Origin of the sequence: Paenibacillus sp. B2(2019), from assembly GCF_008370385.1 — a bacterium.
Taxonomy (GTDB): Bacteria; Bacillota; Bacilli; order Paenibacillales; family Paenibacillaceae; genus Paenibacillus_AQ.
Map to the genome: position 1 here is coordinate 250,506 of NZ_VTZR01000021.1, position 26,483 is coordinate 276,988.

The window sequence follows — 26,483 nt, forward strand, 5'->3', positions numbered from 1 at the left end:
CTTGTGTAGCCAACACGTTTAGGAGGATGGAACGATGCGACACGAAGAACAGACGCAGGTCAATTATTACCTTAGTCCGTATGGGGACGACTGCGCTCCGGGAACAGAGAGCGAGCCGTTCGCCACCTTGGATCGGGCAAGAAGGGAACTTAGAATTACGGGAACTGCGGGAGTGTGCTCGGTAACGGTTTGGCTTCGGGAGGGCACGTATTACGTGGGCGAACCGTTCGTGCTGACGGCGGAGGATTCCGGGACGGAAGAAGCCCCGATTCGCTACCGGGCCTACCCAGGCGAGCGTCCCGTCGTTAGCGGAGGCATGCGGCTGCGCGGGAAATGGGAGCCGTACCGGGATGGCATTTGGGTATGCGAAATCCCGGAGTGGCGAGGCGTCTCGAAGGAGAGCTTGTTCACCGAGCTGTACGTTAATGGCGCGAGGCAGACACGGGCCCGCTATCCGAATACCTTAAATGGCGAACCTACTTATTTGCGTCCTCTTCGTGAACCGGCTACGTGGCCTCATGCTGAATTCGCCTTCGATCCCGTCACATTTACCGGCAAGGAATGGGCGCATCCGGAAGATGCGGTCGTGCACATCTTCGGTAAAAATCGATGGGGCAACCTGCAATGGCGCGTGAAAAAAGTCGACCGCGAAGCGGGCTTCATCCGTCTCGGCGACGGCGGTTATCAGATTAACGACATTATGCAAGGAGCCGATGCCACCGGCATTGACCAGCATTCCGATTATTACATTGAGAATGTGTTCGAGGAGCTAGATGCGCCGGGCGAATGGTATGCGGACCGGGAATGCGGCCTTCTCTACTATTATCCGCATGATGGCATCGATCTCAGTACTTCCATTGTGGAAGTGCCAGTCTTGGAGAGCATCGTCTTATGCAGAGGAACGCAGCGGAATCCCGTCCAGCATGTAATATTTAACGGACTAACCTTTAGGCATACGGCACCGACTTACCTTCAAGCGTACGAGGCGCCCTCGCTAGGAGACTGGACTATCCACAGGGGAGGAGCCGTCTTTCTGGAAGGGGCGGAGCATTGCGAGATTGCATATTGCCGTTTCGACGCGGTGGGGGGAAATGCCGTGTTCATGAACCTTTACAACCGGGGGAACCGGGTACATGGCTGTTGGATGCATGACATCGGAGAAAGCGGCATTTGTCTGGTCGGCTCTAAGCCGCTCACGCTTGGTAGCCAACATGCTTACCCTGCCGAAATTACGGTCAGCAACAACAAAATTCACGATATCGGCGTATACGGGAAGCAGACGGCCGGCGTGTTCATCTCGGTCAGTAGAGACAATGTCATCAGCCATAACGAAATATTCCGACTGCCGCGAGCAGCTATCTGCATAAACGACGGCACTTGGGGCGGGCACATCATTGAGTTTAATGATATCTACGACACGGTTAGAGAGACCGGCGATCACGGCCCCTTCAATTCATGGGGACGAGACCGATTCTGGTGCCTGTCCCAATCCCACGGACCCGCGTCGCATGGCGCAGGAGATGTCTGTCTAGATGCCCAGAATCCGGTCGTCATTCAGAGCAATCGGTTCCGTGACCGAAAAGGATGGGGCATCGATCTGGATGACGGCTCCTCCAATTACGTCGTGCGGGAAAACTTGTGCATCGGGGTATCGATTAAACTTCGGGAAGGCGATCACCGAACGGTCGAAAACAATATTTTCGTGAATGGTGCTAATCCTCCCGGCATCCATATCGGATACGAGGGGAACAGCGACCGATTCATCCGGAACATCGTTGTCGCGAACAGTGAATGGGATAACCCAGAGGTCGACATCGATTTCCAGAAAGGTGCTTCCAAAGGCGTATTGTATGAGTTCATCGGCCCTCCCGCTCATGGCGGATGGGTGCGGGAGCTGGATGGCAATGTGTTCTACAACGATGTGGGACGGTTTCTTGCTACCGTTCATTACCGTCCACTAGGGAGCCGGACCGAAACGTACGAATGGTCCGAGTGGCAGGCGCTGGGTTGGGATGTCCATTCTGTATTCGGTGCCCCGTTGTTCATCGATCCCGAGGGAGGAGATTATCGCGTTAGACCGGAATCCCCCGCACTGGCGCTTGGATTCCGAAACTTCCCGATGGATCGTTTCGGCTTGGAAGATGATTTCCCTGACTTCGGCTGACTTCGGAGAGGAAGACGTGGACATTCATTCCGCTAACGAGGGTATTTCGTAAGATCGAACCCGTATTTCGTTGGAATAACAGAATGGATGGACCGCTGTCTCTTCCAAATCGCCTATCACTCGATCCTCCCCCTTATGAACAAACCTCCGTAGTCTCATAATCTGCAAGTCTGTTAATTGTTGTCCACTTTTATTCTAGCAGCACGAAGCCAATCGTTGAGACGTTCTCACTATATCCTTGCTTAATGCCGCTAATGGAAAGCACTTTCAATTAACTGAAGGGAGGTGCAACTGTTATGTCATAAAGGATTAGCTTCTATCATGAATGAAAATAAGAAGGAGGCGAATGGAAAATGAGAGCAAAAAAGTGGTTGGCAATGGTATTGACGTTAGTTTTGGTACTTCCTTTCCTGCCGGCGGCGAATGTGTCGGCACAAGCCCAGCAAGGCGGACCGTTTGTGCTTAACCCTGCAAGAACGATCGATAATTTGGAGATGTTGCCGGCTGCTGCTGCGGAACGGGACGATGCGATCACCATATTTAACGCCGGGGTGCCAAAATATTTTTGGATCAACAATTTTGGTGCAAGAAGCAGCGATAGTTTGAAATGGACTGTGCGTTCGGATTTGAACGAAACGACCGATTATTTTGCTTGGCTGCATTTAAAAGCATCGGCAGGCACGCAGTTCAAACTGACCGTTACGCAATCTCAATCCTCTACAGAAACGAACTTTACTAAATCCCATAATGGTTGGGAAGTAGCGGAAGTCGGCGCACTGAAAATCCCGCCAGGGGAAAGTACGATCACGCTTACGAAGGTGACAAGTGCTAATCAGAATATCTCCATTAAAGGGCTCGATATGATTCGCCTTTCCGACAAGGCGGCATACTTGGACAGGGTGGCCTCTTATAAAGCCGATGTTAGCGAGCAACGGGCCGAATTCGCCAATTCCGGCTACGGTTTGTTTTTCCAGTACGGCACATGGGGGTACCCTCAATTCGGATCGAAAAAGAACGCGGAAGATTCCACGAATGATTTTGATGTCGAAGCGTTTGTAGACATGTTGGAAGATACGGGCGCAAACTTCGTCATCTGGTCGATCACATGGTGGCAATACAGAATGCAAATGCCTGTACAGGCGGTTGACGGCATCATGGGCAATTCTTCGCTGACGACGGAACGCAATTTAGTGGGTGAAATCGCCGCGGCTGCCAAGGCCAGAGGCATCGACTTTTACTTGTATTACCACCAAGGCATTCAGCAGGAGCCAGATTGGAAGGCGAAACAAAATTGGCCAAACGATTTTACAAAATACGGAGTCGGGGATCGCAGTACATTTATTAATAACTGGGAGCAAGTCGTTACGGAGATAGGCACAACTCTTGGAACGAATTTAGACGGCTGGTTTTTTGACGATGGCTGCGTCTATTATCCTGCGCCGTTCGAGAGAATGGCCAGCGCGACGAAGGCGGGCAACCCGAATCGGATTGTATCTTATAATTCCTGGGAAGGGACGAAGATCACCGAGTTCCAAGATATGATTTTTGGCGAAGGCACTTGGGGAGACATCACGGAGCCTACGACAGACGGTATATTCCAGGTGGGCAGAGAAGCAGGCCTGCAGCAAGTGGGGATGCCGATGTTGAATAACGATAACTGGGGCATTACGAGCCAGAACGAAACGATTGATCTGACGGTTAATACGAATACGTTGATTGCCAAAGTGAAAAGCGCGTCAGAGAGAAAGGTGCCCGTTGCCCTTAACATCAAAATGTGGGAGGGCGGCACGATCGGTGATTCCACCATTCAAGCTCTCTTTGCGTTGAAGAAAGCGATCCATCAAGCAGAGCTCGAGCCGGAAGTGTTGGTGAACGATAACGACACCCGGATCAAGTACTCGGAGGATACCGGCTGGACCTATGGCCCGGACATCTACAGCGGTTACTATAACAATGATACCCATTATTCCAAGAATACGGCGGCATCACCATCCGTCGAATTTGAGTTTACGGGTACCGGCATTGGTGTTATCGGCAAAAAAGCGCCATGGTCGGTGAATATGGACGTCTATATGGATGGAGATATCGTGACGGGCACAATTACGGGCAGCGGGGCCTTTAACGGTACACCTGAACAAAACCAATTCGAAGCTTACAAAAAGACGGATCTGTCATACGGGACCCATCAAATCAAAGTGGTGTATAAGTCCGGAGCCCAAGAGGCGCAATTGGATGCATTTAAGGTTTATAACAATAGCGGTGAGCCGCCTGAAGACATATATTCGGTAAAAAAAGTGCTGATTTCTAGCGAAAGCGATGACATAGGATTATCATCGTCTATGCAGATGATAGCTTCCGTCATTCCGCAATACGCAAGCGACAAATCGGTCGAATGGTCTGTCACAACCGTTGACGGCAGCGCCACAACTCTCGCCGCGATCGACATTAATGGATTGTTGACATCCAATCAGACTGCAGGAATGGTTAAGGTTGTCGCCAGAGCCAAATCAAATGCGGCTATCGTTGCGGAGAGGCTCATAACGATCAAAGTGCTGCCGAAAGTGACAACGGTCTACGGAAACGACCCGGCTATCGTGAAGACTGGCACGTGGACGACTAGAGATTCCAATAAATCGATCGATTCAACAGTGGCGGGAGCAACGGCTAGTCACAGCTTTACAGGCAATTTCATCGAATGGTATGGCGTTATCGGCGACGATCACGGCATTGCCGATGTCTATATCGACGGCCAATACGTGAGGAACGTAGATCTGTATTCGACGAGCCGAGAAACAGGAGCTTTGTTGTTCCGTTCGGAAGATTTGGGAGGCGGTCAGCACACGATCAAAATTGAGGTGCAGGACAGCAAAAACCAAGCGTCGTCGAATCGCTATGTAGAGGTGTATTCTTTCCGAATTGAAGAGTCTGTTAATAGTGCATCTACGGACAAAAGGGAGATTAAGGATTTAATCGATTATGTTGAAGAACAGAAATTAACGCTGGAATATCCCTATCTCGTACCAGTGGTCAAGGAAGCTATCGAAAAAGCGCTGGAAGAAGCATATGTAATCTATATGAAGGATGATGCATCCGAAGTAGAAATCACGGCTGCCTATGAAAACCTTCTTGGGAAAGTGCATTTATTGAGTTTTACAGGCAACAAGACGGAATTGAACCACTTGTATAACTTATATGAGGACTTCGCGCAAGGCGATGTGCCCGACGAAGTATGGGGAGTATTTCAGGAGGCATTGGCGGTAGCGAAGGAAACGTTAGCTGAAGTGAATGTATTACAGGCTGAAATCGATCTGGCAAAAATCGAACTACAAAGTGCAATCGATCGTTTGGGCACGACATCGCCAACTACCTATACCGTAACATTCAACAGCAATGGTGGCAGCGATGTTTCTACCCTGACAAATGTTACTAGCGGCAGCGCGATCACGACACCCATTCCTGCCAGAACAGGATATGTCTTTAACGGTTGGTATAAAGAATCGACATTTAAAAACGCATGGAATCTTTCAACGGACAAAGTAACGGGAAACATTACTCTGTATGCGAGATGGGTAGAGAATACACCGATAGGACCAACAGAACCAACACAACCAACACAACCGACACAACCGACACAACCCACACAACCCACACAACCCACACAACCCACACAGCCAACACAGCCAACACAGCCAACACCATCAACACCAGAAATATCGAAAGGCGGAATTGTTGTTGAAAATCTAAAACCGAACAAAGCCGGAAATGCAATTCTAGAGATCGGTGAGCGGGATATGGATGCGGCTATAAAAGCTGCTGAGGTCAAAAAAGATGGAAGTAAGCAAATAACTGTAAGTCTTAATAGCAAGGCAGATATACAACAATATACGATAACCATACCTTTAGATTCGGCAGCAAAGGAAAAGGCTGATATTGTGCTGGAAACAGCAATTGGGAGCGTTACATTACTGAATCATGTCATAAAAGAGCTGGCAACTGATAGAAACAGCAAGATTGATTTGATCATAAGTATTGCTGATAAAAATCTTTTGAATAAGGAGATACAGCAACTTGTCGGAGACAGACCGATTGTGGATGTGAAACTTTTGCAAAATCATAAAAAAACAAATGCAACCGCAAAAGTGTCTATAAATTATGATCCAAATGAACAGGAATGGGCTGATTCTGAACATATTGTAGTTTATGAAGTAGCGAATGACGGTTCAATTGTGATAAAAGCGAATGGCAAATATGATGCAGCAACCGGAACAGTTACAGTATCAGGACAAGCAAATGGAACCTATGCGATAGGTTTTGTTAAGAAGACATTTGACGATACATTAAACGTTAAATGGGCTGAAAAACAGATATCGGTACTTGCATCCAAAGGCATAATAAATGGAACAAGTGAAACTAGCTATTCACCTGAAAAGAATATAACTAGAGGGGATTTCTTGAAGCTGCTAGTAGATATCTTGGAGCTTAGCGCTGATGCCAACAATAACTTTCATGATGTGGCAGAGGATGCCCACTATTTTAGGCAGATTGCAATAGCCAAGGCATTGGGCCTGGCAACCGGTGCAGGAAACAATCATTTTTATCCGGAATCCGAGATTAGCAGACAGGATATGATCGTACTGATAGATAGAGCGTTGAAGATTGCAGGGAAAGCGCCTAGCCAAGGGGATAAGTCTGACTTGGATTCATTTGCCGATGTGGAGAAAATTTCTGGTTATGCATTAGAGAGCATAGCGTCATTGGTAAGAGAAGGAATTATATCGGGCACCGGCAGTGGAATTGATCCGAAAGGAACGACAACCAGAGCGCAGGCAGCTGTAGTGCTTTATAACTTTTATAAAAGATGACCGCCAACGTCCGGAATACATTTACGGGGAGTGAATGCAGTGAAAATAAAAATGATTAGCACGATACTATCTGGGGTTATTTTGATGGCAGCGATTTTCCCGAGTTTTTCTTCTGTACATGCGATGAATCCAGATAACGGCATCCAGGAGGACTTGGGCTTATTATATCTTTCTGAAGAGCTAATCCTAAATGGAAATGATGCAACGAATGTTGTATCTAGTTGGTTGGACCTACCCAAAACGATTGGAACAACGACGACTGTCGAATGCACATCAAGCTTGCCTGATGTGATTAATGCAGATGGCTTTGCTATAGGGTCTAATGCATTTACATTTGAACCTGTACAGGCACAAAAAGTACGACAGTTTGTTGCAATGGCTGAAGGAGATATTCCAAGCATTTGCGAATTCGAGGTTTATAATACGAAAGAAGCTCAACCGGTTAAATATACGATTAGCTTTAACTCAAACGGTGGCAGTGTAGTTGATTCGATTACAGCGATACCTAAGAATACGAGCATTACTCTGCCGTCGCCAACCAGAGATGGATATGTTTTTTTAGGCTGGTACAAGGACAACAATACTTTTGCTCATGAATTTACTAACCGAACACGAATAAACGCAAATACAATTCTTTACGCTAAATGGATTGATTCAGCTTCAGTAAGACATACTGTAACTTTCGAAGTCAATGAAGGTAGTGCGGTCAACCCGATTACGGGAATTTTGCATGGTGAAACAATACCTATGCTTCCAACATTAACATTATTGGGCGGCTTTGTATTTGAAGGTTGGTTTTTGGACGACAATACATTTGAACATGAATTTACAACCGAAACAGCTGTTACCGCAAATTCTACCGTATACGCTAAATTTGCTTTGCGAAGTACTCCTGAGGTGAATAAAGCTTTGCTTGATGCCAATATTGAATTTGCCCAAAAACTGAATGTTGATCAATATCTAGAAACAGGAAAAGCAGAGTTCTTAGATGCTCTTGCAAACGCTGAAGAAGTATCCGAAAACCCAAGCGCACTTCAAGAGGAAATTGATCTAGCAAATCATAATCTTAAATACGCGCTTTTTAGAATGAGAATGATACCAAATAAGGACAAAATAAAAGAGTTAATTAGCAATTAAAGTAATCAGTAGCCGGCGATATGGTGGTTAGCAGCGGAAACTAAAATGAAATGCAAGCAAACGGGCGGGACATGATCCATTCATGTCCGCCCGTTTCCGCTGATGCGTTTTTTCTTTTTACTTCTGCGTATCAGTTAGTTCTCTTGCGGATAAGTCCGAATAACGTACTGTAACCAGCAATATCATTCGTACAAAAATGACCCTAAAGATACGAACCAAATGGCGCAAGTATTTGCCGCTTACCCTCATGACCCTACCCGTTTATTGTATTTTTGCTCGTTAACAATGGATACTCGTGGCGACGACCACGTACCACTTATTCAGCAAGTTATGAATCGTGGTCTGCATGTCGGCGGCATGATGTAATACAGCAAAAAAACCTTGCTGTAACAAGGGTTTAGCTGTAAGGGGAGCGATTTCCCTACATTTTCCTACATAAGGTAAAATGAATAGAAGCTTCTCATAAGTTCATTGAACTTGTGGGAAGCTTCTATTTTATGCGCAATGGGTGGTGCGTCATTGTGGTACAAAAAATAGGATTGCTCAATATAGTCTGAATGAGTATTATGAGTAGGTATGTTCTTATAAAAATAGAGATAAACAGGATGGAGAGCACCATGACAACATCACGACATAACGCATTGATTTTCTCGTTTACTTTTATGGCTTTTATTCTGGGTACGACGGAGTATATTATCGTTGGTTTACTCTCGGAAATATCCTCGAGCCTCGGAGTAACGCTAGCGACAGCCGGGGGCTTGGTATCTGGTTTCGCGATCGCTTATGCCATTGGCACACCCATTATGATGTCTTTGTTCAGCCGTATCCCGAAACGGATTACGATTCTTGTATCGCTTGTTTTGATTCTGCTGCTGAATTTGTGGAGTGCTATAACTGGAACCTACAGTATGCTGCTAGTGACTAGAATAGTTACTGCCGTACTATGTGGTTTTGTTCTTTCTGTAGCCATTACGGTAGCGAATGAAGCGGTGGACCCGGAGAAAAGAGGCAAGGCGATCGCTACAATTTTGAGCGGTTTCGCTGTTGCTAATGTATTTGGTGTACCGATCGGCACTTTTGTGGGGCAGTATTTCAACTGGCCTGCAGCATTTGTTCTAAATGGGGTATTAGCCGGAATTGCCATAGCGCTAAATTATGCCTATATTCCACGCAAACTACCGAAGCCTGTGCCTAGCTCACTCAAAGATCAGATTGAACTGCTCACGAATGGACGCATTATTCTTGCATTTCTCATTCCGGTTACGGCAGTGGGAGCGGTGTTTGTGATGTACACGTACATCACACCATTACTGGAGCAAGTGATGAATATTCCTAAGGGCTCGGTTAGTGGCGTACTGTTTGTATACGGGATTGCCACGATTGTCAGCAATTGGATTGGAGGCAAGGTTGCAACCGGAAATGCGGTAAGTAAGCTTAGATTCGTATTTCTTATCCAAGCTGTGGTCTATATCATCTTTAGTTTGACCGCATCGATCTCGATTCTAGGAATGATCGTACTAATGATGCTAGCCGTAATGTCGAGTATTGTTAGCGCACCAGCCCAGCTCTATTTGATAGATTTGGCCAAGCAGTATTCACCAAGATCGAAGGACCTTGCTGCATCGTTGAATCCAGTAGCGTCTAACCTGGGAATCGCAGGAGGATCCGCAATTGGTGGAGTGGTTGCCCAGCATGGAGGATTAATCTCCCTTCCTATAGCTGCTTCCATCCTGGCGATATCAGCATGCGTGATTGCTTTGATATGTTATAAGTTGGATCAGCAAACTCAAGAAGGGGTTATTGCTCAGCATCATAACTTAACCTGAAGAGAAGTTATAGAGGTCGTCGGAAATAATCCGGCGGCCTTTTCGTATATCAACAAGTAATCTAGTAAAACAACACAAAAAATCCGTCGGAAGGAAAAATTCCATAGACGGATCGTGAGTTATTATATGCAAATCCAACCAAGGCGGGGATTTTTTTCCAAGTGCAGTTACCAGGGCCACTACCGGAACCACTACCAGGTCCCCCGCCAGATCCACTACCAGGAGTAGCTGGCATTGTGGGAAACGGCCCTTCAGCCATGGCTATCATTTTTACGTCAATGACAGCACTTTTGCCATCTGCAAATAGCACACTAATTGAATCAGCATTAACTGTATTGACATAGGCTACAACCTTTTGACCACTACTTAAGGTGAAAATCCCCCATTTTCCGAGGAAAGGTTGAATATCAGTGATGGTTAGATATGCAAATACTGGGCCACCACTAGAATGCGTCTGCATTCCTGGTTGTTGGGTGCCGCTTCCAGGATATATGGGCATGGGTCCGCCTGATTGCATGCCACCTGGAGTCATTGGTTGGAATGGGGGGGAACTACGACATGGGCACATATAGTACGGATTTCTGAAGTAAAAATATCCCACTTATTAACCTCCTTAGATACCTCTAATTAACAGATACCTAAAGTCTATGCTCCTGCCTATGTATTGGTGTATGACGCGAATAAGGGCTTCAACTTTACTATAATTGACTATATTTATAATTGTGTTATAATTCAAACATATGTTATTAATATAACAATATATATTGGTAATATAACAAATGAAATATCCTAGAGTTATTAGAAGGAGGAGTGTGATTCAGAATAAGTAATAGTTCCTGTGAGTTATTGGGGAAAAACCTGATTTGTAGCGGAAACAGAGGAATTGCAACTTATACCGATACATATTAGGAGCACTAATTAGTTGCAGTTGCACGCACTCAGAGGTCGGTTATTCATCCATCAATGGCTATGGAAAAACTAGTTTTTTTGTAGTGCAATAACAATTGTTAGAATATTAACATTTTAAATGTTTTATAATTAATTATTAAGGGAGAAGTGAACAGAATGGATGTTAAAGATATATTAGGAAAAGTAGATCATACCCTCCTTGATGTTACTGCTACATGGGATGATATAAAGAATTTATGTGACGATGCGATGAAATACCAGACGGCCAGTGTTTGTATCCCAAGTGCTTATGTTAGAGAAGCTTCAAATTATGTTGAAGGCAAAATAGCAATATGTACAGTTATCGGATTTCCGAATGGTTATAGTACACAAGCTGTTAAAGTATTTGAAGCAACGGACGCAATTACAAATGGAGCATCGGAAATTGATATGGTGATCAATGTGGGCTTCTTAAAAAGTGGACGTTATGAGGAAGTTTGCGACGAAATACGTGCCATTAAAAATGCATGTGGAAGTAGAGTATTAAAGGTTATTGTTGAAACCTGTTTGCTCACCCAAGAGGAAAAAGTGAAAGTATGTGAGCTTGTTACAAAAGCTGGTGCTGATTATATCAAAACATCCACTGGATTTTCAAAAGCTGGAGCAACTAAAGAGGATGTCAGCCTGTTTGCACAGAACATAGGTCAGAATGTGAAGATTAAAGCAGCTGGAGGCATTCGCTCTTTGGATGATGCTAAAGCATTTATCGATTTGGGCGCAGACCGTTTAGGAACTAGTGCCATCGTTAAAATTGTAAAAGGGCAGGAAGTATTGGGGTATTAGATATGGTATTCTGATAATTATACTTTATTATTAGTAGTTAGGATGAACCGGTATGGATAAGCAAGAGAGAGTAAATACAATTGTATCAATCCTAAAAAATAAAAGTGGCGCATCCATCAAAGAACTTTCACATCAACTTGATGTCACAGAAATGACTGTTCGCCGAGATATTAAATATCTAAAAGAAAATAAAATCGTTCAAGTTGTTTCAGGTGCGGTTATTTATAATGGTTCTGACCCTAATGAGAATAAACAAGATGAATATGATTTGACAACTCAAAAAAATAATCGAGCATCAGAAAAATATAATATAGGTAAGTTAGCAGCTTCACTAATCGAGCCTAACGATATTATTTTTATTGATATTGGTACAACAACCGCTCAAATCATCGAACATATTCCGTCAAATCATTCTGTGGAAATTGTTTGCTGTACTATGAACGCATTAATTGAGATTCATAAAAAAGGATTTAAGGATTTTATTCTTATTGGTGGTCATTACCGTCCAGAACTTCAAATGTTTGAAAGCAGAGAAGGGTTGGATTTAATAAGTAGAACACGAACAACAAAAGCATTTATTTCTGCTGCTGGAGTTAATGCTAAATTAGGCATTACTTGCACGAACAGTTGTGAAGTGGACACAAAGAATGCGGCAATTAATTGTGCTCTTGAGAAAATTTTAGTGATTGATTCCTCTAAGTTTGATATGGTTAAATCCACTTACTTTGCTTCGTTAAATGATTTTGATGCGATTGTAACCGATAGAGGTTTATCAGAAGAGTGGATTGAGAAAATCAAACAATTAAATATTTCTCTTTATCTAGCTTAGAAATTCAGCGCGTGCCGATACTCAATCGGTGCGCGCTGTTTGTTTTTATACTTTTAAACTACTTTCTTATATGTTATAACTAATGCTACATTCTGAAGATCATTTGGCATTTGATTAGTTGAGGGGAGATTTAGTTTTTGCATTCACCACAGACACAAGACAACAAGAATTCGTTATATATCATTTTACTCATTTCGGGGATTGTTCTGGTAGCCTTTAATTTACGCCCTGCGATTACATCGGTAGGTCCATTAGTGGGCATTATTCAAGAAGATGTGGGGCTTGCACACTGGAGTGCAGGTTTATTAATGAGTATACCTTTGATATCCTTCGCTGTTATGTCGTCTCTCGTTCCTAGAATCGCTGCTCGTTTATCCAACGAGAAGACGCTATTGTTAGGTTTGGTTATTCTTTTGGTCGGAATTTGCATTCGTTCCATTTCAATGACACTCTTTATTTTCGTTGGTACGCTATTGATTGGAGTAGGTATAGCCATCGGAAATGTTCTATTGCCGGTAGTTGTGAAGGAGAAATTCCCACAAAAGTTCGGTCTAATGACAAGTATCTATTCCACTTCAATGGGATTGTTCGCATCGTTAGCATCAGGTATTAGTATTCCTCTAGCCCATGGTCTAAAGCTTGGGTGGGACGGAGCCTTAATCGTATGGGGAATTCCGACAATCATAGCGATCGTGGTATGGATCCTTCTAATTAGATTAAATCCAGCCAAAGATAACGCAGTGAAAAGTGTAAGGATCAGTGCTAAGCAAATCTGGCGTTCACCACTCGCTTGGAAAATAGCGCTATTCATGGGATTTCAGTCTTCATTATTTTATATAACGATGTCTTGGTTACCTGAAATCTTATATAACTATGGCATAAGTAGGGGTACAGCAGGCTGGTTATTATCCTTCACACAAATTGTTGGCGTACCTGTTAGTTTTCTTGTTCCTATTCTTGCAGGACGACTACGCTCTCAAGTATGGATTGCATTCGCATTAGGCATGTGCTCCATTGTTGGTTATGGTGGCCTATGGATGGGCTCATCTTACCCCATAATGATCCTAAGTATTATCTTAATTGGTATCGCTTTGGGAGGGAATTTCCCATTGGCGCTAAGTTATATCGGAATTCGTGCCCGAAACGGAAATCAAGCTGCAGAATTATCTGGAATGGCTCAATCCACGGGATATATGCTTGCAGCCATAGGGCCTATATTGATTGGTTATTTATACGATATGACCCAAGTGTGGACGATTCCACTGATCACACTGATCGTTATCTCTGGAGTAGTTACGATGTTTGGAATGTTGTCTGGCCGAGATAAGTATGTATAAAAAAGACTCCCCATGTAGTAGACAGGTGTAATAATGAACCCTGCTGCTGTATGGGGAGTTTTTTTAAATCGTTTTATTTAAAATACTAAATATCTTTAGCGCTATTTGAATTCGTAGTAATTCTTCTGAATGCTTTAAGTCCAGATTTAGGATTTCCTTTATTTTCTCAATGCGATAGATAAGTGTGTTTCTGTGTAAAAACATAGCCTTTGAAGTTTCGGTGACATTCAGATTGTTAATAAAGTAATTTTCTAAAGTTAACATGTAGCTTGTACCATGTAATTGATCATGATCATACACTTTACCTAGACACTTCCGAAAAAATTCTTCTAAGGCAACGACTTTGATATTAGCTTCCAACAGATGGTAAACCGAATAATCTTCGAAATGTGAGACCTTGTTTTGAAGGTTTTTTTGTTGCATCAATTTAATCATTTCGTTCGCCTCAGAAAAGCTATTATGCAGCGAGCTGATTGTACTGTATTGCTGACCAATGCCTATTAGGAGTGTTTCCTTCGTTCTTTCAATAAGTACCTCAAGCAGTTCATTTGCATATAACTTGGCATCACTAATCGCAACAGGAGGTCTTTCTTCATTTTGCCCTACTAGAATGATGACTCTATTATTTCTATAAAAGCACTTTATTTCTCCAATCGCTTTATGCGACAAGTCATAAATGATGTCTACACATTTTTTTGCAATGGACTCCATTTTGTACTTTCCAATAATCATATCTTCAAACTTGTCTGCTTCATTCATTTCAATATTTATCACCATACTGTAATACATATAGCTCGGATTTAATCCATGTAAATAACATAAGGTTTGCAGCGCTTCATGGGATGATATTTTCCCCGAAAGTAAATCATCAATGGAGTCCTGCTTAATTCTTATTTCAAGTTCGCTAATTTCCTTTGCTTTGATCAGCTCGAGTGCCATTATGGTGGAGGCTTGCTGCAAAATAATGTAATCAAATTCTGATAGCTCTTGCACTGTCTGCCAAATCACAATATAGCCATAAATATAGTTAGAAGCAGCGACAGGAATCACTCGACATTTTATTTCTGCACCTTCTGAATGATAGGTCCTCTTAATAGACTTTTTCATTTCATTTAGATTGGTAGGAATAGTATCGATGAACGCTTTATTAAAAACAGGCTGTCGATTTGAAAAATCAAGATAATACTCAAGAGGACTGTTGTTCTTCGCATGTTCAGTGTGATGCAATAATCGCCAATCCTTGTCTACGACAATAATAGGATTACTAATCGTTTCGGATAACATGGAAGTTATTTTGGCAATACCACCGCCTTCGAGGGTGATTTTGAAGAACAAGTTATGTATATCTAAAGTCTTTCTATTGAGCAAATCATATCTTCCGGAAACCTTCTCATTAATGATCGAGATCATGTTAGAGAGTGTGTATTCAAAGGGCAGTTCTAAAAGGGGTAACCCATACTTATTGGCTTCATCAATCATGTTCTGAGGAAGCTTGTCAAAGTACCGTTTCATTTTTACAACCAATCCTGAACAGTTCAGCTCCGCAAGTTCCTTAATAATTCGATTTTGTAGTTCTGCATTATTTTTAAAGATGTAGCCTGTTGATAAGAGTAGTTCGTTCGGTGAAAGCCAGTCAAAGGCGTCAGGATTCTCAATAATGTTAACGATGGATATGGATTTATCAATACCTTGTTCTCCAGCAACAATTTTTATTCCCTCTATAGCCTTGATCTTCATTAAGTCTTTAACGGTTAGCAATTTTTGGCACGCTCCTCAGACACACTTTTAACACATTCACTTGTATAACATGCACAAATAGGATGCACTCTTTTTGGTTCGCTTAAACGATGACGATCCCTACCAGTATATTATATATTAAGTGCGTAAGGTAGTTACGCTCGTCGTTACCTTTGTACGATGTAACCAAATCATATTATTCAATGCATTCATCCATCTGTTGAAGTGAAAAGGAGGTCAATCACCTTTTTGAAAATATAAGGAATTAAAACAGAGGTGACTCTAGTGAGGTTTGCGAAATCCGGTGATGGCGATTTTATTCAACGAATCATTCATCATAAGTTTCATGGTTTTGTTCATAGCACGTTTAATCGCACAATTAATATTCAATGTTTGGATTGTGGAGATTTGTATACTATTGCGTGTAAGGGAATCGATAATGCTCCTAATACACTTATTATTGACTTAGAACACTTTGAAGAAGTAGATATCAGGGTGAATGACATTGTAAGTTCAGATCATTCCGTTTTATCAATTGCTAATAAGATGTCTATCACAATGAATGGTGTTAAGAAATGGAATTGTAAACTGCCTAAATATCCTTCAGAAGCTGATGTCTTAATAATGAATGTATCCACCATGAAGCAATATATCAAACTTCACGTAAATAACAGCAGAATTGAAAGGGCTTTCAATAGTGGCAATGCTTTTGATGATGAAATGTCTAGAATGCTTCATAAACGGACGCAGTTACTTGTATCGGAATTGCAAAACAAGCGAATCTCTACTGCAATCACACATGCAACTTCGCTCATAGGCCTTGGACCAGGCTTAACGCCAGCCGGTGATGATTTCTTGGTGGGATTGTTTACCGTCATGGGCATCGAGAATCATCAATACTTTTCACACCAATCGTTTTGTGAAGAAGTCGTCTTACATGCGAAGGCTTTAACCAATGATATCAGCTATATGGCATTAGCTAAAGCAGCAGGTGGCCAGGTAAGAGAGTCTATAAGTGACTTAATGGAAGCATTATTTAGAGGTAGCGAAGAGGAATTGCTATTGGCTTTAGATAGGGTACTGGCTATAGGATCCACTTCGGGTACTGATATAGCTCTAGGAATTGTTGCAGGGATGGAAATGAACATGTAAATGGGAGGTAAAAGTATGACTGTTCAAGTTTTAGTAAAACCAAACACGTATATCGATTCCGTATCTTTGATGTCACTCTCAACAAAAGCGAATCAGATCGAAATCGTAGAACAAGCCATTATTGCAATGGGTACTGAAATGAATAAAGAGGTCATTAGAAATGTGGGCTTGATGACACCTGAAGTAGAAAGTGCCAAAACAAGTGATTTAGTGATTATTGTGAAGGCTGCCTCTGAAGAACTATGTGAGGGTGCTTTCGAAAGCATCAATGATTTGTTAACGAAAAAGAAAGATTCCTCTAAAGGAAAGAGTGAGGTTAAATACTCAACAATTACCTCAGCTGTAAACGGTACTCCTGAAGCTAACTTAGCGATTATTGCCGTAAATGGGAGCTACGCTCCTAGAGAAGCAAGAAAAGCTCTTGAAAATAATCTTCACGTCATGCTGTTTAGCGACAATGTAAGTATTGAAGATGAAATTGAATTAAAGACTTTAGCCCAAGAAAAAGGCTTGCTAATGATGGGGCCAGACTGTGGAACTGCGATTATTGGTAATGTCGCTTTGTGCTTTGCGAATGCCGTGAGAAAAGGCAATATAGGGATCGTTGGCGCATCAGGAACAGGTAGCCAAGAGGTAACGGTTCGTATTCATGAATTTGGCGGTGGAATCACACAGTTGATAGGTACAGGCGGTAGAGATCTAAGTGAAGAGGTTGGCGGCATTATGATGCTGGCCGGAATTAAAGCGTTAGAAGAGGACGATGCAACAAAGGTTATTGTTCTCGTATCTAAACCACCAGCACCAAGTGTAGAAGAGAAAGTACTTGCACAAATTAAACAATGTAAGAAACCAGTCGTGGTTTGGTTTGTGGGTGGGAATGAAGAAAAGGTCACCCAAGCTGGCGGTCATTTTGCAAAAATGTCAAAAGAAGCGGCACTTAAAGCGGTACTTTTAGCTGGAGCAGACGAATCGAAGCTTAACAAACGTGCGTTAAATCTTCCGCTTATTGAAGAAGTGCGTGCGAAGTTAAATCCTCAGCAAAAATATATCCGTGGACTATTCAGTGGCGGTACGCTCTGTGATGAAGCGATGCACATTGCTATGGAGAAATTCGATAATGTCTACAGTAACATTCAGAGAGATCCTGAATATCGCTTAAAAGATGTTAGAGTAAGCCAAGATCATACCTTTATTGACTTCGGAGACGACCAATTTACACAAGGCAAACCACATCCAATGATAGATCCATCCACTCGGATTGAAAGATTTATTCAAGAAGCAAAAGATCCTTCTGTCGGTGTTATTGTGATGGACTTTGTTCTAGGCTTCGGAGCGCACGAAGATCCTGTAGGCGCAATGCTTCCAGCGATTATCGAAGCGAAGCAAGCCGCTGAAGATGAAGGAAGACATCTAGAGATTATTGGATACATTCTTGGAACAGAGCTAGATAGTCAAAATATTGAAGGTCAAATAAATAAATTGTTAGCTTCTGGTGCTACACATGCTAGCAGCAGTCAGAACGCAGGTCTACTAGCAAGAGAATTCGTTGTGAAAGGAGAATAGTCATGAGTAAAATCAATGAACTTTTTACGAATAAACTAAATGTCATAAATGTAGGCATTGCGAACTTTAGAGATGATTTGTTAAAACAAAACGCGAATGTAACTCACTTGGAGTGGACGCCGCCAGGCAGAGGGAATCCAGAATTAATTGCTGCGCTGGATAAGCTTGAAGACCCAAGTGTTACAGATAAGATTGAAGCTGCTAACAAAGAGGCTGTTGAGCGAATTATTAACTCGCAACCGGTACTGATTGGCTTTGACCAAGCGATCAATGTGGTTCCTGGTATGACGAAAAATACGATTTTACATGCTGGCCCGCCAATCACTTGGGAACGAATGAATGGTCCGATGAAAGGTGCGGTAACAGGGGCTATTGTATTTGAAGGACTTGCCCCCAATATTGACGAAGCAGCTGTACTAGCCGCGTCAGGAGAGATTATTTTCTCGCCATGTCATGAACATAACTGTGTTGGTTCCATGGCTGGTGTAACATCGGCTTCCATGTTTATGCATATTGTTGAGAATAAAACTTATGGAAATATTGCCTATACAAATTTAAGTGAACAAATGTCCAAAATCCTTCGCATGGGTGCCAATGACGAGAGTGTTATCCAGCGTTTGATTTGGATGCGAGATGTATTGGGTCCTATTTTAAGAGATGCGATGAAACTTAATCCAAATGGGATTGACTTGCGCCTAATGCTCTCACAAGCCCTTCATATGGGGGACGAGTGTCATAACCGAAATGTAGCTGGAACAACCCTGCTCATTCAAGCACTAACGCCTTATATTATCCAAACCGATTTCACGGTTGAACAGAAAAAAGAAGTGTTTGAATTCGTTAGCAGCAGCGACTATTTCTCGGGTCCGACATGGATGGCGCTTTGTAAATGTGCCCTTGATGCTGCGCATGATATTGAGAATAGTACCATTGTTACCACAATGGCTCGTAACGGAGTGGAATTCGGTATCCGCGTGAGTGGAATCGCTGGAAATGTGTGGTTTACAGGTCCTGCACAACAAGTAATTGGTCCTATGTTCGCTGGTTACAAACCTGAGGATTCTGGTCTTGATATTGGTGACAGTGCGATTACGGAGACCTATGGAATTGGCGGATTTGCTATGGCAACTGCACCGGCTATTGTTTCGCTTGTGGGGGGTACCGTTGATGATGCAATCAGCTACACCACAAAAATGGCGGAAATCACAACCACTGAAAATCCTAACGTGACGATTCCAATGCTTGACTTTATAGGGATTCCAACAGGTATTGATATTCAAAAAGTCATCCAAACAGGAATTATGCCGATTATTAATACAGCCATTGCACATAAAGATGCGGGGATTGGAATGATTGGTGCGGGTATCGTTAACCCTCCAATCGAAGCATTTGAACAAGCATTACTTGCATTAAGTGAAAATATTAAATAAGAAGAGGGCTAACTTGCTTAGCCCACCATTCTTATTTCGAACTAGACGAACATCTTCGTGCTAGGCTGTGAAGGAGTGAACAATTTTGGATAGTCTATCCTTGAATACAAAACTTATTGAGGCGAGTGAACAGGGAAAACTGGCTTCTGTTGAGAAACTATTAGGCGAAGGTGCCAGTGTTGATTATAAAGATGTTGCAGGGCGAACAGCGTTAATGGCGGCAACTCAAAACAATCAAATCGCGATTGCTAAAAGGTTAATAGAAGCAGGAAGTGACGTGAACACTAGAGATATTACACAACTCTCACCGTTTATTTGCTCAGCAGCAAATGGCTTTTATGAAATCCTGCGTCTCATGATTGCTGGTGGAGCTGATTTGAAGAGCGTGAATCGATTTGGAGGAACAGCGCTGTTACCATCGAGCGAAAAGGGCTATTTAAAAACAGTAGAAGTGTGTATTGATGCTGGGGTTCCAGTGAATCATGTCAACGACTTAGGCTGGTCAGCCCTACTTGAAGCAGTCATATTGGGGAATGGCGGACGACTATATTCTGACATTATTGAAGCGCTTGTTCATGCAGGGGCAGATGTGCATTTGCCTGATCGAGATGGGCTCTCATCCCTACAACGTGCCGAAGAGAACGGTCAGCATAAAGTCTTGAAGATTCTAGAACAAAGCTTCCAAGAAAATAACGAATATGTGAAGCAGGCAAAGGCTCTCGCTAACAACGATCAATATGAAGAAGCTATATCTGTCATGGGCAGGGCGCTGGAAGTGGATGCTGACAACCTGGATTTCATCTATTATAAAGGGTATTTCTTGCAGGAATTAAAGAGATACGAAGAGGCACTTCGATGCTATGAAAGCGCTATCTCTATTGATTCAGCTAATTTAGAATTTTATTTCTACACAGCGAACTGTTTAAGACTATGGAAAAAACCGGAGGAAGCTCTTCAGGAATATGATAAAGCCTGTGAGCTGGCACCTAATGAAACGTTCTATCGCTACCACAAATCCAATTATTTAAGAGAACTTGGGCGACACCAAGAAGCAGTTATCGAGATGGATAAGCTGCTAGCGCTTCAGCCGAATAGATATGACTTCTCCTTCCATAAGGCGAACAGTCTAAGATCGCTCGGTAAGCATAAAGAGGCCATTGAGGCTATCGAGAACGCAATTAAGAATGATCCAACGAATCCGTTATACCACTCACACAAAAAGCAATCTCTTGAGTTACTCGGTTAGCGCATAAAAATTGCAACATAGGAGGCATCAGATGAAAGAGACTGTAATCGTTGCTATTGGCGGGAACTCATTGGTCAAGGAAAATGGGCTGGATTCGATTCATGACCAATCTGAAGCAGTAAAAGAAGTTGTCGTCAATATTGTTGATATGGTGCAAGAAGGCTACAATGTCGTCGTTACTCATGGTAACGGACCACAGGTAGGGTTTGGACTAAGAAGATCTGAGATTGCACATGAAATTGCCGGCATGTCTCCTGTTCCACTAGTGAATTGTGGAGCCGATACACAAGGTGGAATCGGTTATTTAATTCAACAAGCTTTAATTAATGAATTTGCAGTTAGAGGGATCCACAAGAATGTGGCTACGGTGATTACGCAAGTCGAAGTAAGCTCAGAAGACCCTAATTTCAAGAATCCAACGAAACCAGTAGGATCCTTCTTTTCCAAAGAGCAAGCGGAAGAAATGAAAAAAGAACATCCGGAATGGAGCTTTGTAGAAGACTCTGGCAGAGGATACCGTAGAGTAGTTCCATCCCCAAGACCTATAGATATTGTGGAGAAAGACGCGATTAAGTCATTAATCGACGGGGGCTTTGTCGTTGTCGCTGCAGGCGGTGGAGGTATCGCAGTCGTGAAGTCTGATGATAACACGTACAAAGGTGTTGATGCAGTCATCGATAAGGATTTTGCAACGAGTCTTTTAGCAGAACAAATTCATGCGGAGACCTTAATTATTACAACAGGAGTGTCTAGAGTATGCATCAACTATGGTAAGCCGAATCAGAAAGAGCTTTCCAAAATGACGGTTGATGAGACTAAACAATATGTGCTAGAAAATCACTTCCCAGCAGGAAGTATGCTGCCTAAAATCGAGGCAAGTTTAAGCTTCTTAGAGAACAGCGGAACGCGAGTTATTATTACGAATCCGGAAAGCTTGAAAGATGCGATCAATGAACAAGCAGGCACTCATATCGTGAAGTAATTTAAGCGAGGGGAAGTGTAGATATGGATCAAGCAAAGTTGGAACAAAATTATGATAGGTACAAATCATACGGTTACGGTGAGGAATTACTGCCCAAAAAGCCTGAGCAAAGAGACTGGGGAATGTCCAACTATATAACACTCTGGATGGGCGCTGTTCATAATATTATGTCGTATATGACAGTAGCAGGTTTCTTTGTCCTAGGGTTGGATACAACACAGGTGCTCTTTGCTGTTATGCTTTCAGCCATTATTGTCTCCGCATTTTATGCTTTAAACGGATATTCTGCCTCCAAATATGGGCTGCCATTCGCGATGTTGCTTCGTGATTCATTTGGGGTAAAAGGAGCAATTATACCGGCATTGATACGAGGACTTGTTGCCGGATTAGTATTCTTTGGAACCACTACCGTTGTTGGTGCAGAATCATTAAATGTTATATTTGCTAGATTTATTCCGAATTATATGGATATAGGCGGTGGCTTCACACTATTCGGGTTAGCATTCCCGACAATGATCTCCTATGCAATTCTTTGGACAGCAACGGTTCTGTTGTTCTTAGGTGGAATGAAAACATTAGGTAAGTTCGGTAACTGGTCTTCCCCAGTAGTGTATGTGTTTATTATTGGTGCTGCTGTTTGGGCGATCAAGATTGCCGGAGGGTTTGGCCCGATTTTAGAGTATGTACCAGCGAACCCAAGCTCAAGTCCATTAGTCTTTATTGCTTGCGTGAGTGCATTGGTATCTAACTGGGCGGGTCCTGTTGTGAATATGTCGGACTTCACACATCGTGCGAAATCACCAAAAGCGGCTATGATTGGATTGCCAGTAGGGTTTATCTTGTCTTATATTCTTTTTGCTATCACTTGTGTGGCCTTAATCGCGGGTACAGAAATTGCGTTTGGTGAACCGATTTTCAATATCGTTCATGCCATTGATAAAATTGAAAACACTTTCGCTGTTGTTGTATTGATTCTAGCGCTAAACGTAGGAGCAATCGCCTTCGTAGTGTTTGCAAACCTATTGCCAGCTGGCTTGCAAATGTCATCTCTTTTCCCGAAAAAATTCACTGTAAAGACTGCAGGTGTCTTAACAGCCGTTGTTGGAACTTTGATTTTGCCATGGAAGCTTGTAGAAAGTACAACGACCTTATTCTACTTCTATAGCTTTATTGGGTCCATCTTTGGTCCAATTGCGGGCATTATGCTTTCAAGCTTCTTTATTCATCGGAAAAGAGTATTAAATCTTGATAATATCTATGTCCCAGCAGGCAGTAATGGTGAATATAAGAATGGTTACAATCCTGTTGCGATGGCTGTTCTAGCAGTCAGCTTCATCCTTCCTATGTCAGGTGCATTTCTTAAGGGTATCCCCTTCCTAGTTAGGATGAATGATTTTGCTTTCTTTAGTGGCTTAATTGTTTCTTTTGTTCTATACACCATCTTTAGCAAAACACTAAAATCATCCCAATTAAACTAGAGGAGGAATTTTGAAATGGATTACATGAAATTGGCCGTAGATGCAACGATCGAGGGTATGAACAAGAAATTTGGAGGCCCGTTTGGTGCAACGATTGTCCGAGGCGATGAGGTGATTGCAGCGGTTAGCAATACAATGATGAGAGACACGGATCCTTCTGCACATGCAGAAATGGTAGCTATCCGAGAAGCTTGCAAAAAGCTAGACACGATGGACTTATCGGATTGCGTAATTTATGCCACCTGTGAGCCGTGTCCAATGTGTATGGGTGCTATCATTTGGTCAGGGGTTAAGGAAGTTCATTATTGCAGCACAAGAGATGATGCGAAAGAGCATGGCTTCTCTGACATTCACCTTCGCGAATATTTTGTGGGTCATGATGAGAGTGTTGTTAATATGATTAAAGTGGAAGCTAGAGAAGATTGCGATCATTTATGGACGCATTTCCACGAATTAAACAAGAAATAATTCATGCGGTCTCCTATATTTTCCGGCACTATTTTAGTGCCGGATTTTCCTGTTCTTCTACAGACCTACTCAGCAAGATGAAGCTGAAGGAAATCAATCACTTGATGAAGAGCTTTTTGCACAACAGGGTTATCGAAATCTTTTTCAAATACATGCTCTCCGTTTGGAATAGTAATAAGCTTTGCCGGTACTCCTTCTTTCACTAGCGCAGCTCTCATGAATACCGATTGTTCATACGGCACATCTACATCGTTCGTTCCGTGCAGTAACAATGTAGGGGGGAATTCCTTAGTTACATGATGAATAGGACAGAATTTGAGGAGCTCTTCCTTATGTAGAGAAGGATTCAAGCCTATCACTTCTTCGATCCAACGACCGGATTGTCTTGCATATAAATAGAGAAGAAAACGCTCGTCAACGCTTGCGCTCGTAATGATTTGATCGGACACTGTACCTTTTGCAATCTCCATGGAGACGATATCCTTTTCACAATAGAATTTACTTGGTTCGAGTGCCCATGGAGCGCTAATATCGCCATATCCATAGAAGGAGACAATCGCACGTGGCTTATGGGTAAACATTCCTGTGCTTAGTGCAAGGAAACCACCTGCTGAGCTTCCCACTACAGCGATCCTCGAGGGGTCAATGGAGAATTGTTTTGGTCCTTCCTTTTCTAACCAAAGAAGGCTATCTTGGACATCTTCAAGGATGTCAGATAGGGTTGACCTAGGGGCTAATCTATAGTCAATCGAAAATAGCGCAAAGCCATTATTAGTGTAAAGTTGTATCATTTCCTCGGATAGATCTTCTCGATCACCCCAAAGCAGGCCGCCTCCGTGAATGTACACAATAGCAGGGGCTTGGGGACGGTTTGTTTCATAAAAATCAGCTTTAATTGTAAATGAGTCATTTTCTTTAAAAATAATGGTCTTCTTCATAGCTATCCATTACACCTCATCAAGTAAGTGATTTTTAAAGACTAGCACTACCTCTATTGTATATCATTCACGAATTTTGATGAAACCATAATCATGAATACCCAGGATTGGAGATATTAGCATGGATAGAAAGAGAAGATATCAGGCTTTATTTGATAATATTAATCAATATAACTCGGGTGAGAAGGGCATCACTAGAATTGCCTATACAAATGAAGAGCAGACATGTACGAGTGCTTTTATGCGGATGTGCAAGGCTGAAAATTTAGATATTCGGATGGATCATTGCGGAAATGTGATTGCTAGAAGAAATGGAAAGATAGAAGGGCTCCCACCCGTTGTAATGGGCTCTCACTTGGATACGGTATACCAAGGTGGGAAGTACGATGGGGTAGTAGGTGTAACGGCTGCTTTGGAAGTGATCAAACGTCTAAACGAAAAAGGGATTGAAACGGATCATCCGATCGAAATTATCTCATTTGCCTGTGAAGAATCCTCGCGTTTTGGTATTTCAACAGTAGGCAGCAAAATAATGTCAGGGTTATTTCAGAAGGAGAAATATAGATCTTTGAAGGACAAAGACGGTATTACAATGGAAAAGGCATTTTCGCTATGTGCACTGGATTATAACAGTATTGATCAGGCGAGTAGAGAGAATGAAGAATTAAAAGCGTTTTTTGAATTACATATTGAGCAAGGTCCTGTCTTAATAAACAATAATAAAAGAATTGGAATTGTGACTGGAATTGCTGCACCCGTGAGGCTTCATATTCAAATATCAGGGAAGGCATCCCACTCTGGAACGACACCTATGAATATGAGAAAAGATGCTTTTCTGGGTGCCTCAGAAATAGCACTTGAGCTTGAGAAGGCAGCCAAACTCGAACAAGAATTTGGAACGGTTGCGACGCTAGGGGTGATAGATATCTTGAATGGCGCTATGAACGTGGTTCCGGGAGAAGTGGAAATTAAAATTGATATCAGATCTACTTCAGTGGCATCCAGGCAACGTGTGTTAGATCATTTATATCAGACGATAGCCTCAGTACAAGAGAGCAGACAACTTGAAATTGCGAGTACGGAAATCATCTCCGAGGAACCAGTCCTATTATCGGATGAGATCACTCATGTTCTAGAATCCATTTGTGAAGAGAAGGGGATATCGAGTCAACGGATGATCAGTGGTGCAGGGCATGATGCTATGAACATGAACAAACTCTGTCCAGTAGGGCTTATCTTTGTTCCTTCTGTAGATGGACTTAGTCATCATCCTAATGAATATACAGACTTGGATGATATCATTATGGGGATTGATATTCTAGAAGAAGCTGTTCTTCGTTATGCGTTTGTAAGACAAACTTAGATCGTGCCACCTAGATGAGTGGACTAAGCATTTTGAAGACTTTAGGTTTCATATCGTTCATTGAACTTGAAGTGCACCCCATAGAATAGATATCGGATAACCCCCTTGTTTATCCGATGAAATTCTAAGGGGTGTATTTTTGTGGCGGTCAAAGGTCAGAAGTTTAAAACATATTCGAATTTGGTCAGAAAAAGAGGAGGTAGGTTTTCATGTTGATAGAAGATGGGACGAACCAATCGG

The 26,483-nt window shown here is 42.5% G+C and carries 19 protein-coding genes; 16 read left to right on the plus strand and 3 right to left on the minus strand.

The features are described from left to right. Window positions 1–26 precede the first annotated feature (26 nt). The 5 genes from PAENI_RS33070 to PAENI_RS20265 all read left to right on the plus strand — a co-directional run bounded on the left by PAENI_RS33070 (window position 27) and on the right by PAENI_RS20265 (window position 9,989). Window positions 27–185, plus strand: coding sequence for a hypothetical protein (locus PAENI_RS33070; RefSeq protein ID WP_188114628.1), 159 nt, complete (start codon window positions 27–29; stop codon window positions 183–185). 959 nt (window positions 186–1,144) lie between these two features. Beyond that, window positions 1,145–2,164 (plus strand): right-handed parallel beta-helix repeat-containing protein, encoded by a 1,020-nt coding sequence (locus PAENI_RS33075; protein WP_486187765.1) that lies wholly within the window; start codon window positions 1,145–1,147, stop codon window positions 2,162–2,164. A gap of 353 nt (window positions 2,165–2,517) precedes the next feature. Continuing rightward, window positions 2,518–7,026, plus strand: a complete 4,509-nt coding sequence (locus PAENI_RS20255) for an S-layer homology domain-containing protein (protein ID WP_149646517.1) — start codon at window positions 2,518–2,520, stop codon at window positions 7,024–7,026. Between the two features lie 39 nt (window positions 7,027–7,065). Continuing rightward, on the plus strand, window positions 7,066–8,163 hold the full coding sequence (locus PAENI_RS20260) for an InlB B-repeat-containing protein (RefSeq protein WP_149646518.1): 1,098 nt from the start codon (window positions 7,066–7,068) through the stop codon (window positions 8,161–8,163). 617 nt (window positions 8,164–8,780) lie between these two features. Then, window positions 8,781–9,989 carry an MFS transporter gene (locus PAENI_RS20265; RefSeq protein ID WP_188114630.1) on the plus strand — a complete coding sequence of 403 codons (1,209 nt, stop codon included), beginning with the start codon at window positions 8,781–8,783 and terminating at the stop codon, window positions 9,987–9,989. A 61-nt stretch (window positions 9,990–10,050) separates the two neighbouring features. Here PAENI_RS20265 and PAENI_RS20270 read toward each other — a convergent pair whose 3' ends face one another. Beyond that, window positions 10,051–10,488, minus strand: coding sequence for a hypothetical protein (locus PAENI_RS20270; RefSeq protein ID WP_149646520.1), 438 nt, complete (start codon window positions 10,486–10,488; stop codon window positions 10,051–10,053). 566 nt (window positions 10,489–11,054) lie between these two features. On the opposite strand from PAENI_RS20270, the gene deoC reads away from it, so the two are divergent. The 3 genes from deoC to PAENI_RS20285 all read left to right on the plus strand — a co-directional run bounded on the left by deoC (window position 11,055) and on the right by PAENI_RS20285 (window position 13,886). Next, window positions 11,055–11,720, plus strand: a complete 666-nt coding sequence (deoC, locus tag PAENI_RS20275; RefSeq protein WP_149646521.1) for a deoxyribose-phosphate aldolase — start codon at window positions 11,055–11,057, stop codon at window positions 11,718–11,720. A gap of 52 nt (window positions 11,721–11,772) precedes the next feature. Continuing rightward, a complete protein-coding gene (locus PAENI_RS20280) occupies window positions 11,773–12,549 on the plus strand; it encodes a DeoR/GlpR family DNA-binding transcription regulator (protein ID WP_042185310.1) in 777 nt (258 codons plus the stop codon). Window positions 12,550–12,686: 137 nt separating this feature from the next. Further along, window positions 12,687–13,886, plus strand: coding sequence for a CynX/NimT family MFS transporter (locus PAENI_RS20285; protein WP_149646522.1), 1,200 nt, complete (start codon window positions 12,687–12,689; stop codon window positions 13,884–13,886). 63 nt (window positions 13,887–13,949) lie between these two features. Here the strand turns inward: PAENI_RS20285 and PAENI_RS20290 are convergent, their stop codons facing one another. Next, window positions 13,950–15,623 carry a PucR family transcriptional regulator gene (locus tag PAENI_RS20290; protein ID WP_262495664.1) on the minus strand — a complete coding sequence of 558 codons (1,674 nt, stop codon included), beginning with the start codon at window positions 15,621–15,623 and terminating at the stop codon, window positions 13,950–13,952. Between the two features lie 285 nt (window positions 15,624–15,908). On the opposite strand from PAENI_RS20290, the gene PAENI_RS20295 reads away from it, so the two are divergent. The 7 genes from PAENI_RS20295 to PAENI_RS20325 all read left to right on the plus strand — a co-directional run bounded on the left by PAENI_RS20295 (window position 15,909) and on the right by PAENI_RS20325 (window position 23,942). Then, on the plus strand, window positions 15,909–16,775 hold the full coding sequence (locus PAENI_RS20295; RefSeq protein ID WP_149646523.1) for an oxamate carbamoyltransferase subunit AllH family protein: 867 nt from the start codon (window positions 15,909–15,911) through the stop codon (window positions 16,773–16,775). 15 nt (window positions 16,776–16,790) lie between these two features. Beyond that, the gene (fdrA, locus tag PAENI_RS20300) at window positions 16,791–18,338 is read left to right on the plus strand and encodes an acyl-CoA synthetase FdrA (RefSeq protein ID WP_076283956.1); all 1,548 of its coding nucleotides are present in this window, start codon (window positions 16,791–16,793) and stop codon (window positions 18,336–18,338) included. A gap of 2 nt (window positions 18,339–18,340) precedes the next feature. Next, complete coding sequence (locus tag PAENI_RS20305) at window positions 18,341–19,768, plus strand: YlbE family protein (protein ID WP_149646524.1); 1,428 nt, start codon at window positions 18,341–18,343, stop codon at window positions 19,766–19,768. Between the two features lie 100 nt (window positions 19,769–19,868). Then, window positions 19,869–21,014 (plus strand): ankyrin repeat domain-containing protein, encoded by a 1,146-nt coding sequence (locus PAENI_RS20310; RefSeq protein ID WP_223178980.1) that lies wholly within the window; start codon window positions 19,869–19,871, stop codon window positions 21,012–21,014. A gap of 31 nt (window positions 21,015–21,045) precedes the next feature. Then, the gene (gene arcC, locus PAENI_RS20315) at window positions 21,046–21,996 is read left to right on the plus strand and encodes a carbamate kinase (RefSeq protein ID WP_149646526.1); all 951 of its coding nucleotides are present in this window, start codon (window positions 21,046–21,048) and stop codon (window positions 21,994–21,996) included. A 23-nt stretch (window positions 21,997–22,019) separates the two neighbouring features. Continuing rightward, entirely contained in the window at window positions 22,020–23,474 is a 1,455-nt protein-coding gene (locus tag PAENI_RS20320) for a cytosine permease (protein ID WP_149646527.1), read from the plus strand. Window positions 23,475–23,489: 15 nt separating this feature from the next. After that, window positions 23,490–23,942 (plus strand): nucleoside deaminase, encoded by a 453-nt coding sequence (locus PAENI_RS20325; protein WP_042124600.1) that lies wholly within the window; start codon window positions 23,490–23,492, stop codon window positions 23,940–23,942. 65 nt (window positions 23,943–24,007) lie between these two features. Here the strand turns inward: PAENI_RS20325 and PAENI_RS20330 are convergent, their stop codons facing one another. Next, the gene (locus PAENI_RS20330) at window positions 24,008–24,880 is read right to left on the minus strand and encodes an alpha/beta hydrolase (protein ID WP_149646528.1); all 873 of its coding nucleotides are present in this window, start codon (window positions 24,878–24,880) and stop codon (window positions 24,008–24,010) included. 121 nt (window positions 24,881–25,001) lie between these two features. Between PAENI_RS20330 and PAENI_RS20335 the strand changes: the two genes are divergently transcribed. Beyond that, on the plus strand, window positions 25,002–26,243 hold the full coding sequence (locus tag PAENI_RS20335) for a Zn-dependent hydrolase (RefSeq protein ID WP_149646529.1): 1,242 nt from the start codon (window positions 25,002–25,004) through the stop codon (window positions 26,241–26,243). The last annotated feature ends 240 nt before the right edge of the window (window positions 26,244–26,483 follow it).